This is a genomic window from Robertmurraya massiliosenegalensis JC6 (genome assembly GCF_000311725.1).
Classification (GTDB): domain Bacteria; phylum Bacillota; class Bacilli; order Bacillales; family Cytobacillaceae; genus Robertmurraya; species Robertmurraya massiliosenegalensis.
On sequence record NZ_HE978512.1, the window covers coordinates 454,284 to 466,958 of the forward strand.

11 protein-coding genes are annotated in these 12,675 nt (G+C 37.2%); all 11 read right to left on the bottom strand.

The features are described from left to right. Positions 1 to 597: dihydrodipicolinate synthase family protein (locus tag BMSHG_RS28425; RefSeq protein WP_019154015.1), on the bottom strand; the 597-nt coding region annotated here is incomplete at its 3' end. Positions 598 to 624: 27 nt separating this feature from the next. Next, entirely contained in the window at positions 625 to 1,584 is a 960-nt protein-coding gene (locus tag BMSHG_RS08485; protein ID WP_148346896.1) for a hypothetical protein, read from the bottom strand. Further along, positions 1,572 to 1,979 carry a hypothetical protein gene (locus BMSHG_RS08490; protein WP_019154017.1) on the bottom strand — a complete coding sequence of 136 codons (408 nt, stop codon included), beginning with the start codon at positions 1,977 to 1,979 and terminating at the stop codon, positions 1,572 to 1,574. The genes BMSHG_RS08485 and BMSHG_RS08490 overlap by 13 nt, the downstream gene beginning before the upstream one ends. Next, complete coding sequence (locus tag BMSHG_RS08495) at positions 1,972 to 3,447, bottom strand: tripartite tricarboxylate transporter permease (protein ID WP_019154018.1); 1,476 nt, start codon at positions 3,445 to 3,447, stop codon at positions 1,972 to 1,974. Before BMSHG_RS08495 ends, BMSHG_RS08490 begins: the two co-directional genes overlap by 8 nt. 24 nt (positions 3,448 to 3,471) lie before the next feature. Then, on the bottom strand, positions 3,472 to 3,975 hold the full coding sequence (locus tag BMSHG_RS08500; protein WP_019154019.1) for a tripartite tricarboxylate transporter TctB family protein: 504 nt from the start codon (positions 3,973 to 3,975) through the stop codon (positions 3,472 to 3,474). 156 nt (positions 3,976 to 4,131) lie between these two features. Beyond that, positions 4,132 to 5,136 (bottom strand): tripartite tricarboxylate transporter substrate binding protein, encoded by a 1,005-nt coding sequence (locus tag BMSHG_RS08505; RefSeq protein WP_019154020.1) that lies wholly within the window; start codon positions 5,134 to 5,136, stop codon positions 4,132 to 4,134. A gap of 68 nt (positions 5,137 to 5,204) precedes the next feature. After that, entirely contained in the window at positions 5,205 to 6,095 is an 891-nt protein-coding gene (dapA, locus tag BMSHG_RS08510) for a 4-hydroxy-tetrahydrodipicolinate synthase (RefSeq protein WP_019154021.1), read from the bottom strand. Between the two features lie 12 nt (positions 6,096 to 6,107). Next, positions 6,108 to 7,106 (bottom strand): 4-hydroxythreonine-4-phosphate dehydrogenase PdxA, encoded by a 999-nt coding sequence (pdxA, locus tag BMSHG_RS08515; RefSeq protein WP_019154022.1) that lies wholly within the window; start codon positions 7,104 to 7,106, stop codon positions 6,108 to 6,110. After that, positions 7,085 to 8,392 (bottom strand): four-carbon acid sugar kinase family protein, encoded by a 1,308-nt coding sequence (locus BMSHG_RS08520; RefSeq protein WP_019154023.1) that lies wholly within the window; start codon positions 8,390 to 8,392, stop codon positions 7,085 to 7,087. Before BMSHG_RS08520 ends, pdxA begins: the two co-directional genes overlap by 22 nt. A 250-nt stretch (positions 8,393 to 8,642) precedes the next feature. Beyond that, complete coding sequence (locus BMSHG_RS08525) at positions 8,643 to 10,424, bottom strand: sigma-54-dependent Fis family transcriptional regulator (protein ID WP_019154024.1); 1,782 nt, start codon at positions 10,422 to 10,424, stop codon at positions 8,643 to 8,645. 852 nt (positions 10,425 to 11,276) lie between these two features. Beyond that, positions 11,277 to 12,413: a M20 family metallopeptidase gene (locus BMSHG_RS08530; RefSeq protein ID WP_019154025.1), complete on the bottom strand. Its 1,137-nt coding sequence runs from the start codon at positions 12,411 to 12,413 to the stop codon at positions 11,277 to 11,279. Between the last annotated feature and the right edge of the window lie 262 nt (positions 12,414 to 12,675).

The window sequence follows — 12,675 nt, forward strand, 5'->3', positions numbered from 1 at the left end:
TTTTCCTCCCGCCATTAAAGTCCACAAAATTAATGAATCAGCACCCGAATAAACAGCGAAATCCTCTTCGGTAGCCTCAATAAATTTGAGGATTTGATCAAAATTCCCAGTACTGTCCTTAATTCCAACAATATTACTAATCTTACTTAACTCTGCTACTGTGTCCGGAGTAAGTGTGTTATTTGTTCTACCAGGCATATGATAGATAATCATTGGCAATTTAGTAGCAACAGCTATTCTTTTATAATGATTGAGAAGTTCCTTTTGACTAATTGTCATTAAATAAGGAGTAAGGACTGAAACACTATCTACCCCCACTTGCTCCATTCTTTTCGTCAGTTCGATGGTTTCATTCGTGTTAATTGCCCCAGTACCAGCACAGACGGGGATTCTCCCGTTCACTTCATCTACCACAATCTTTGCATATTCAACTTTCTCATCACTGCTCATGCTGAAAAACTCACCATTTGTTCCAAGAATAAATAAGCCATGTACCCCTTCGTTAATTAACCGATTGACATGATTTCTCGTTACCTCTTCATCAATTCTTTGATTTTCATCAAAAGGGGTAAGCATTGCTGTAATAATCCCTTCCATCTTTTCACTTTCTCCTCTCCAAGTAACTTATATAAATTGATTAATACAGATTAATAGAACCGAAGATATGCTAATCAATAATAAAACATATAACCCATTGTTTTTTCCTATTTGGTAAGACGAAGCTTGAGGCAATAAACTACTTAATAAAATATTGGCACCACTAAAAGCACTTCCCAACATCCCCGCTACAAACCCAACTAATAATGCACTCGAAAACACGGCCTCATTTATTCCAAAAAGCTCTGGATTAATTAACTTCGCAGCAAAAATCATTCCGATAAATTGATGAACACCGAGTGAGGATAAGGCAAAGATAAACAACATCGTAATTGGAATATAAAAATAGGCTGCCTCTTTGACCCCACTCCACGGAAGATGTTGCACCACTGTAAGATCCAATCCGGTAGCCTCCAGCGTATGAATAAATAGACTGGCACTAATGATAATAGCGTAGAGTCCAAAAGATTGTGGATTCTCAATGAATATTCTCGTTTTCAATCCATCAAGCCAGCCTTTCGCATCTCTCAAACATAAACTCCATAAAAATGTAAAGGGCAACACGCTAATTACAATGGTTTCCATAATGCCAAAATGGAAAAGAGCTTCAATCAAAAATAGGAAAAGAAAGTAGACACATAAAGGGGTAAACACCAACATTAATCGGCGTCTATTAAAATTCCCTTCATATTCCACAGCCTCTTTGACGCCCTCCTCCATTGGCATCTTGCGCTTTGCCATATAATAAGATAGCCAAAGGGCAACAACAACGAGTACAAGATTAATAGGCAAAAGTGTTATCCACTTCGTACCCGTCAGATCAACCGCAACCGCAATTGCCGCTCCCACCGGAGTTACCATCATCGCAATCCCAAAAGAACGTCCGAGCAATTCTGCCAGGATAAGTTGCCTTTCACTCTGTTGATCTTTGTGTATAAAAATCACCCTTGCGACAGGGATAGCTGCTAAGTTAATTAGATTCGCCAAAAAAAACTAAAATAATGAGCAAGCTTGTAAGCAGATACTCTTTTATTTAACATTGCAACGAACACTTTCAAATCCTTAACAAATTCACCAACAGGATAAGAAATAAGAGGAATCAGACTAATAAAAAGAACTAACTTTAATAAGTCCGCGAATCCATCCATCATGTGAAGCAGCGATTTGCCTTTCAATAGCACCACACTGATTGAACAAACAATTAATAATGTCGATACCCCAAAATAGAATTTTTCAGTTCCTATCAATGACGTCAAGAATAGGAGGAGTGAGGCATACGTTAAAGCAGTCCATAAAAAATCAACAGGATACACTGTAAAGGCCAAATAGATGATAAATGCTACAATAAAAGACGTTCCTCTTATGACAAGTAGTTTATGCATTTTTAACTTTCTTCTTTGGTTTTATTACAAAAAATATGGTTAATAAAGTAAAAATGAAGAATAAAAGAGCAATCGGTCTTGTGAAGAACGGAGTTAAATCTCCACCACTCTGAATAAGACCATTTCTTAAATACTTTTCAAAACTCGCTCCTAATAACAACGTAATAACAAGCGGCAATGTAGAAAAATTCCACTTGTCCATGAAATATCCAATAACGCCGAAGATCGCCATAATCCATACGTCCTCTACACGGAAGCCAATATTATAGCTACCAGCAATACTCATGACTAATACAATGGGTAGTAAGTATACTTTCTTTGCTGAAAGCACAAATGGGAATATTTTCGCACCAATTGTTACCATAAATATGTACATGATAACGACAGAAATAAAAAATGAAATAAACAGTCCTGTCATGAATTCTGGCTGATTAGTAAACAAAAGTGGCCCTGGCTGTAGCCCGTGCATTTGCAAGCCACCAAGCAACAACGCTGTTACTCCATCACCAGGTATCCCAAGTGCTAACAAAGGAATTAAGGCACCTCCGATTACTGCATTATTAGATGTTTCAGAAGCCACGACCCCTTGGATGTTTCCTTTTCCAAACGTTTCAGGTTTTTTACTACTCTTTTTCGCTTGGTCGTATGCTACAAACGTTGCTAATGAGGATCCAATTCCCGGTAATATACCAATTGCAGTACCAATAAGGCTTGAACGAGAAAAGTTTGTGGCTGATTCCTTCATATCCTTAATTGTTGGAATCGTACGTTTTGACTTACTTTTCGGAATAATTGGTGTACTTTGGTCTGTCTCTAATTCAACGAACACTCTCGAAATAACAAACAGTCCAATCATTGCAGGCACAGCAGGAATTCCATTGCTAAGAAATTCTAGTCCCAACGGATTACGATCTGCAGCATTTATCGGATCAAAGCCCCAAGATGCCAATATTAATCCAAATACAGTAACGATAGCGCTCTTGTAAAAATCACCCGTTAACCCAGCAACCATCACAAAGGCAAACAACATCACCATCGTATATTCAAACGGTGTAAAAGATAATGCCAATTTTGCCAGTTGTGGAGCTAACAAAATAAGAAATACTAAAGAGACAAGAGAACCAATTAAATTAGACATCGCTCCCATCCCAAGAGCATATGTCCCCATTCCTTTTTTAGCGAGCGGATATCCATCAAATGCTGTAGTAACGGATGAAGGAGTTCCAGGCATGCCGATTAATATTGCGGCTACAACTCCACCTGATATTCCACCAATGTATGCAGACAACAACATCGCAATCCCTGTCAACGGGTCCATTCCATATGTTAGTGGCAGTAACATAACCACAGCAAGAGTTGCCGTTAAACCTGGAATAGCTCCAAAAATGACCCCTAATACCGTTCCGATCAACACATAAATAAGTGTGGGACTTAAAATTATGTCTGACAATATACTTAAAAAATCCACTTTTTCATCCTCCCACTTCAAGCATCAAAATAATAAAGTCTTAGGAAAATAGACATTGATCAAATTAAAAAGTATAAAGAGAATTCCGTTTAATCCAACGCTAAACATCAAGGAGATGACCCATTTCTTTCTTGCCCAATCAAACATTAACCAAGTGAGCAAAAATACAAATATCAGCGATGTGACATAATAGCCGATATACGTAAATCCTAAAACAAAGACAAATAATAAAATCATGGAAATAACGATCTTCATTCTGCTATTATTACTGATTTTAATTCCATCTGATTGCATTTCTTCCTCATCATACTGAATCTCTTCTGTATGCTTATTTTTACGATGTAAAAGATACTCTCTAATCACTCCACCTGTTGATAAAACAATTAAGAGCCAAGACAGAATGATGACATAATTCTTTTGATTTAATACATCCCCGTTAAAGCCAAGCGTACTGATATTAGACGATGTAATCAAAAATAAAATGGCACATATCAACAAAGCAGCTTGAATTATCATATTTTTCTTCATACGTAGCCCCCTTATTTAAAGAAAACCAACCTGTTCAAGCGTATCAAAATAGACGAGAACAAAAATGCAGCCTATGTTTCCACTGATTTTAAATACCAGAGTGCAGTAGCGAGATCCTGCCCTTTTGTTGCTACTGCACCATTTCTTCCTAGCAATTTATTGATTTAAATCAATTGAATCTGCTAATCCATCAAATAGTTCTTGCACCTGCTTGTTGATATCTGTAAATTTTTCAATATTCAAAAATTCCGATTGCATTCCATTCGTTTCTGTCATTTCTTTAAAAGAGCTTGTTTCCGATACCTTTTGAATGGTCTCTTCCCAAATATCCAGTACTTCCTGCGGAGTACCTTTTGGTGCATAAAATCCAAAACGTACAACAACATCCGTGTCCATTCCAAGTTCACCTAATGAAACAGCATCCTTTAAGGCTTCATGAAAATGTCTATCTAAACTGGAAGTAACCAACGGAATCGCATCGCCAGATTCAACATACTGGATGGAATCAGGTGTGGACGCCATCCGTAAATCCACTTGACCACCAAGATGTGCCGTAATCAAGTCTGCGACACTTTGGAAAGGTACTAACTTAAATAGTCCTTCAGCATCCACTGCCTGAATAATAGCTTCATATGCTAAATGTGCAGTGGATCCAATATTAGGTACACCAACTGATATGCTTCCTGGGTTTTCTTTTGCTGCTTGTAAGTAATCATCAAAAGTTTTATATTCTGAACTTGCATTTCCAACTAAAACATTCGGAGTATACGCAACCTGTCCAATTAGCTCATAATCTTCATATGAAATATCTAACTGGCCTACAGCATTCATCGCATTTAATGTTGAGTGATGTAGCAAGATGGTATGTCCATCTGGATCTGCTTTCAAAACTTCTTGTAATCCGTTTTTTGTATTTGCCCCTGGTAAATTTACTACTGTTACATTTTCATCAAATAGCTTTTCTTTGTTAATTACATCCGCTACTGCTCTTGCAGTTAAATCACTTGTACCTCCTGGATCATATGGAATCACAATTCTTACATCCTTCTCAGGAAAGCTTACAGCACCATCTCCATTTTCTGCTCCAGAAGAGCTAGAACTGCACCCAGACAAAATAATCGCTAATGATATTAATACAAAAAACAAATGCTTAAATTTCATTTCATTTTCCCCCTTTAATTCGTATTGAGTAAACGCTATCAAAATTGGTTTTACATCGTAACTTGTAATTAAATATCACCTTGTTCTTTGTAACTTTCAACTATCCCGTATATCTCAACTTTAACAGGTTCCGTTACCGGCCGGACTGGCAGTCTAGGTTCTCCAACGGCAAGACCTACTAGATTCATTGCTTCTTTTAAAACTGAAGGCAAACTTCCTTTTTGAAAGGCATTACGAATCGGTCTTAGTTTTCTTTGTTCTAATTCAGCACCCTCTAAATTGCCCTCTTTCCATTTCTCATAGATGGATACCACAACCTTTGGGAGGAAGTTTGCTGTTGCGGCAATAGCTCCTCCACCACCAGCCATCAATGACGGGAGGATTAATGAATCCGTCCCCACTAAGACCGTAAAATTTGGACCTTGCGCCTCTAAATTTTTCAATACATTGTCAAAGTTTCCACTGCTGTCTTTAATCGCCACAATATTCGGGATTTCAGCTAGTTTCCTGACAGTTGTTGGCGCAAGGGGATTACCTGTCATACCTGGAATATCATATAAGATAATCGGTAAGTTCACTGACTTAGCAATTGTTTCATAATGATTTTTCAGTTCTTCTTGCGAGAGTTTAACAAAGTATGGTGTAATAACAGATACTGCCTTTACCCCTATTTCTTCCATTTGTTTTGTCAACTCTATCACTTCAGTTGTACTATTTCCTCCCGTTCCTGCATAAATAGGAACGCTTTCTCCAGCTTCATCGACAGCGATTCTAGCAATTGCAATCTTCTCTTCATTTGATAATGAAAAAAACTCCCCATTGCTACCTAAAATAAATACACCATGGCACCCTGCCTCAATCATATTGCTTATGAGTTTTCTTAGTACCTTTTCTTCCACTTTTCCATGCTCATTAAATGGAGTCACTAGAGCCGGAATTATGCCGTATGGTTTAAACATTTACATATCCTCCTAGCGATTTTTGGGTGCAAGTTCTGTTGCCATTTTTAATGCTTCTAACAATGAACCTTCGTCTGCTAAATTTTTTCCCGCTATATCAAAAGCCGTACCATGATCAACTGACGTTCGAATGATGCCTTCTTTCAGTCCAACAGTTATATTAACACCAGCTTCAAGCCCTAACGCTTTTACTGGTCCATGCCCTTGATCATGATAACATGCTACAACGATGTCAAAGTCTCCCCTTATTGTTCTAAAAAATAAGGTATCTGCAGGATACGGTCCTGAAACATCGATTCCTTCTTCCTTCGCCTTTTCAATACCAGGTATTAACTTTTCCTCTTCTTCACCATTTCCAAATAAACCATTTTCTCCAGCGTGCGGATTGATTCCACATACAGCGATGCGAATTCTATCAAACCCAGCTCTCTTCAATGTCTTATGCGCTAAGCGAATAACTTTATATGTGCGCTCCGGAGTAATTAAATCAATCGCTTTAAGTAAACCTACATGTGTCGTCAAATGAATGACTTTTAAATTAGGTGCTGAGAGCATCATGGAGAAATCTTCTGTTCCGGTTAAATCAGCAAGGATTTCTGTATGTCCAGGGTAAAAATGTCCCCCTTTATGTAACGCTTCTTTATTCAAAGGTGCTGTACAAATTGCATCAACTTCCTTATCCAACGCCAAAGCAACCGCTTTCTTTATATAACAAAAAGCTGCATGCCCAGCTTCAGCACTCACTTCCCCATAAGGAAGATTCGCTGGCAATAAGGACAAATCTATACAATCAATTGTACCTTGCCTATAAATACCTTCAGCTGGTGAATCGATTATATTAAATATAACATCCTCTTTTAAATTAGCAGCTTCTCTTTTTAATATCTTTGCATCCCCAATCACAATCGGTCGGGAGCTATCGTAAATTTCCTTTGACCGTAAAGCTTTTATAATGATTTCAGGTCCTACTCCTGCTGCATCTCCCATTGTTATGCCAATGATTGGCCGCATTTCACCCTGCCCCCTCTCAAAATAGACAAAGATTGTATTAATGAACTCTCCGCTCCAAAACCACCTGCCTTTGTAATTACAGTAATATTTTTCGGATGGACTAAAGTACCGATTGGAATTCCATTCTCAACTTCATCCAGCAACTTAAATTCATCAATGCCCATTGATAAACAAACCTTTTTTGCCGTATCGCCTCCTGTAAGAAATAACCTATTAATCTCGTAATCCTCTAAAATTTTTGCTGTTAAGTATCCTAATGTTTCTGATATTTTTTCACTAACCATCGAAGCAGACATTCCAAAAGATGCGCCTGTTTCTTGTGCTAGTTTAATCTCTTCAGGATTTCCAGATGAATATAAGACGATATCATCGTTTTTCTCAATACCTAATTTAACAGCAGTAAGTACTCTTTCTATTTCCTCTAAAAGTGCCGTTTCACCACCCACAACACTTTGAGCATTTACTTTAATGGATTTCACGAAAGGATCTGAGGAAACGAGTTCAAGCTGTTTTCGAGAATTTTTATGGACACTACCAACGACCATCAATACGGGGTACTGATTTCTACTAAGTTCAATTTCATTTTGTTTGGACGAAGAACTTTCAATCAAAAAATCAGCTAACCCTGCTGAGCCAGACCAAACTACTTGATAGCCTGAGGTATTTACAAAACTAGCCGTTTTCTCCAAATCCTTGTCTGTAACGGCATCAAATATCAATACTGGAATTTGATTTTGAAAATAATCAGTCATCCTTTTATGAATATGCTCCATACCTTTAACCAGATCCTCCATTGTAATGATCCCTGTCTGCAACTTTGAATCCTTTTCAATCATTTCAGCGATGTTTGAACTAAATACGGGAGTTTTTGGATCATGAGCAAATTCAGTTTCGTGTAAAGGCTTACCCTCAATAAAGAGAACACCATTCTTAACTGTTCTACCATTATTCGGATACGCTGGAGCAATAATGATAAAATCGGGTTGAACGCTATCATAAACAGCTTTAATTTCGATCCCAATATTTCCTCTCAAAGTCGAATCCACTTTTTTATAAATTACTTCAGGGTTCATTTTTTTTATTAATGAAGAAGTTTGTTTCACGCGCTGATATGCTTCTTCAGTAGACAATGATCTACTGTCCGTATCAATGACTAGAACATCTAAGTCAGACTGAAGAGGACTTTCATTGGACATCCATACAGAAGTAGTCAATCCCTTTCTTGCAAACTTAACACCTGTATCATTAGCCCCAGTTAAGTCATCTGCTATAATTCCAACCCTCAAGATTTCCCCTCCAATTCCAAATCCCCATGGGGAGCAATAAATACCCAAGCAAACGTTTCCAAAAATGTTGCAAATAACAACACTAAATCTATAAATATGTTGTTTGTTATTTCATAATTTTAAGATAACGGTAAATTGTTTAAAAATCAACATATTATTTTATTATTTATATATTTTTCGAAAATAGTTGCATTTTAAAACACTTGTTTCAAAAAAAGAAACTAGCATTAAACAACTAGTTTCTTCCCATTTATTTATTATTCAGCTTTCTCCATAAGGTAGAGCGGTTAATCCCGAGACGTTTCGCCACTTTGGACTGGTTCATGTTTTCCTGGCGCATCACAATATTAATGATATCTGCCTCAATCTCTGACAACGGCTGGTTAAGATTAATGATTTGTCCTTCCGATACTTGATTTTCCTCTAATAGTGGCAATACTTCTTCCGATATATATTCATCTGTCGTTGCTTTAACAAACTCTTCAATAACTTTTTTTAGTTCTGTTAAATTTTCATTCCAAGGATGATGCTTCATTGCATCTATGACTTTCGGTCTGACTCCAACAATTTGTTTTCCGTATCGTTCATTATAATGGACAATAAAGGTTTTAATCATTTCTTCGAGTTCGTCCTCCCTCTCTCTTAGTGGAGGAAAAAACAGGAGATTTTCATCAAGAATTTGGAAAAGTTCTGGAGTCAAGCTATTTTCATAATCAGCTAAAACATCATTTCTACCGATAAATGAAAACACAAGATGCGCCTTAATATTTTTGTATAACTGGATTATCTTTTCCTGTTGAGTCATTGATGTGTTTTCAATACCTTTTATGTATATTAAAGCCTCCTCCTCCGTTTCTAACATTTTCATCAATTGGTTAAAGCTCTTCATCGTTACTTTCCCTAACTTCACCTCTAATAACGTAGTACTTTTAGGGAAATGTGACTTGAATAGAGCTTGGATAAACATGCTTTTACCAGTCCCTTCTTCCCCACTTACTGCGATTGGTTGACGGGATTGAATTCTAGACACCCCAATATCTACCGCAGTATGAAAAAGTGTTGAAGAAAGCAAGAGCTGTGGAAAGTGATCCATTTTATGATAAAAAACAATATTTACCTCATCTTTGAATACCTCTGTTCTTTGCAATGAGAACACATAAAGAAGCTTCTGATTCGTCCTCTGCAAATAGTCAACTTTTATTACATACAGTTCATTGTTTTCCTGAATTGATAATTGATACTGGAGCTTTAAACCTTTTTTTATAAAATCCATGATTTTTTTAAAACCTGGCTGAATTTCAAAGAGTGATAGCTCACTATCCTTTACAACTTGCTCTACTTGTAACACTTTGTAGAATGAATGATTTGCAAAACGCATTGTTCCGTTCTCTTCCACTAATGCGATAGGTGTATCTATTTCATACAAAATATTTTGATAGAATACCGTTTCTTCACTTACTCTTTCGAGAGCCTGATACATATGCTTTGCTTTTTCAAAAGCTTCAATAATCGATTCTCTCCCGGAAGTAATCAACACTCCCTGCATTCCTAACTCATTCGCTAATCGAACTGTTATCGTATCACCAACAACAATCTTCACTTCATTTTGCTTCGCCTTCTGGATCGCTAACTCCACTTCATCTTTATGTGTAATTACCGTGTAGGTGATATCAATATCAATTAACTTTGAAATCGATTCAAATCCTTGAATAATATTTTTAAATGCTATCATTTCCATCGATTGCTGATACCCTTTTAATAATGTTAATATTCGTAAAATATCGTAACCAGACACTTCTATATCGATCACAGGAATACTTGTATGTTCTCTCAGCAAATCAGCGGTTCCACCACGGCTAATAATAAAGTCTAGTGCTTCATCTTTATATGTTTCCAGCAACATTAAACTTTCTGTTAAGTCTGCCATATGGATAATGATTTCAAATTCAGTGAATTTTGACTCCATTGCTTTAATTGACTCCATCAAACCTTGATATGGAGCGATAACTAACACTTTTATTTTTAAATCCACAATTCAACACCCACTCCAGCAAATTAGCTTTTTCTTCGTGCAGCTTCAATCAAGATTTATATTGCAACAATTTAAACATTCACCTTTATAATATACACTACTATTTCATTTCGCAACACAAAGAGTATATAGATCTAAATTCTACACATAATGATACAAGAAAATTATTTGAGAGGAAAAAATAATAAATTAGACACATAATAATTTTTCATGCGACTCTTGCAATACACAATGTCTACAAAATCCCTTAGGGTGGGTGGAAATGCCGTGTTACTGCTATTGACTCTTGTACATATTAGAGGAGTGATATTCTAAGGTGCGCAAAGAAGCTGGGTCAAAAAGTCGGTAGTAACGACTTTTTGATTCTAGTTAAATTCCCTCAACTTGTGGATAACGTGTTCGTATAAACAGTTGGCCTATCGGCATGAAAACATAACAGGAAAAATTCCGCTTAATGAGCAAGCATCATGAAAAAGAGCCGAAATAACAGGAAAAATTCCTGCTATTCAGTCAAAACATGCCAAAATTAACGATTTTGCCCTCCATAAGCGGAAAATCTTCCGTTATTTTCCCTAAAAGGGACTCCAGTGAGGAGATAACAGGAAAAATTCCGCTTAAGGGTGAGAGATGGTTGAGCAAAAAGGTCTTATAGTAAAAATTTAGACAAACCGGAAATTAATTGGATTCTTGAAGGCTAATTTGCGTCTCACTCGATTTTTTTGTACGAGGAAAATCGAAGGTCTTGCGTTAATGGCTAAATTAACTTACAAAAATAGAGAAAGGTGAATTTGAGTCCCTCAGGATTCACCTTTCCATGATTTGAAGCGAGTTATGTTCCCAGCCTCTTTCTCTTTATTCCACAGAAAGTTTTTCAATGGTTTTGGCGAGGAGCAGCGTTCGTTCTGGAAGGGTATCAATTTCAAGGTACTCGTTTTCGCTATGAGCGTTTCCGCCTACAGGTCCCATTCCGTCAATGGTCGCCACTCCTGTCGCTGAGGTAAAGGAGGCATCTCCGCCACCACCTGTTGAAGTATCCTTTACTTTGATTCCGATCTCTTTTCCGACATCTTTAATAATTTCAAGAAGTGATTCTGTTTGTTCATTAAACTCCATAAGTGGACGACTAATTTCCCCTTCTAGCTTGATTTTTGTACCGGAAACATCTGTTTTTGAGCATATTTCCTTCATGCGCTTCTCCAAATAGTCCGCTTGTTCCATTTCTGAAATCCGAATATCGACTTGCGCAACTGCACTGTCTGATACTGTATTGACAGATGACCCACCTTTTATTAAACCAACATTCACACTTATCCCTTTTTCATGATTGGTTAAGTTATGCAATTGAATGATTTTATAGGCAAGCTCTTCAATCGCACTTCGTCCTTTTTCAGGCTCTATTCCAGAGTGGGCTGCTTTCCCTTTGACAATGAGCTTGTATCTGCCCCCACCTCTTCTAGATGTTACTAGTGAACCATCCTTCCTTGCCGGTTCCATAACAAGGGCATATTCCTTTCCTTCTGAATGCTTTTCTATTAACGGTCGCGAAGAGGGAGAACCAATTTCCTCATCTCCGTTTAAAAGAATTTGGACATTTTTGCAAATTTCCGGATTGTCGCCGTTTAAGGCTTTTATCGCATACAGAAGCTCAACAAGACTCGATTTCATATCCACTACTCCCGGTCCGTAGGCACGGCTTCCTTCTATATAAAATGGACGTTTCGCAACGGTCCCCTTTGGGAAAACAGTATCCATATGAGCGATTAATATGATCTTAGGATCCGAAGCATTTTTGTGCTGAATCAGTAAATGATTGCCAAAGTCTTTTTCGTTTTTAACATCCACAACAAATCCCATTTCCTCATACTGCTTTTTTAAAATCGAACCAATCTGATCAATTCCTTCTTTTACATACGAACCACTATCAATATTAACGAGCTGTTCGATAAGCTCTAGCATCTCGCCTTTCTTTTGTTGGATAAATTCTTCCACTCTATGCAACTCCTATTTATTTATTGTAAAATTCGTAAAGGGAACTCGACAGCAACGGTTTTCTGCCTTCTTTTATGGAAAAAGACATCCAATAGATGGACTTGGAAAATCTTTTTTCAATCATTATACAATCTTTTTGCTCTCTTCGTTTCTGATTAGGGGATGGTAATGCTAAATAAACCCCTTACGTATCAAAGCATTAAGGCTTTCCGAAAATTTTTTCCTAAGTACTACAACAAAAAGCTAAGCCCCCTTACGTAAG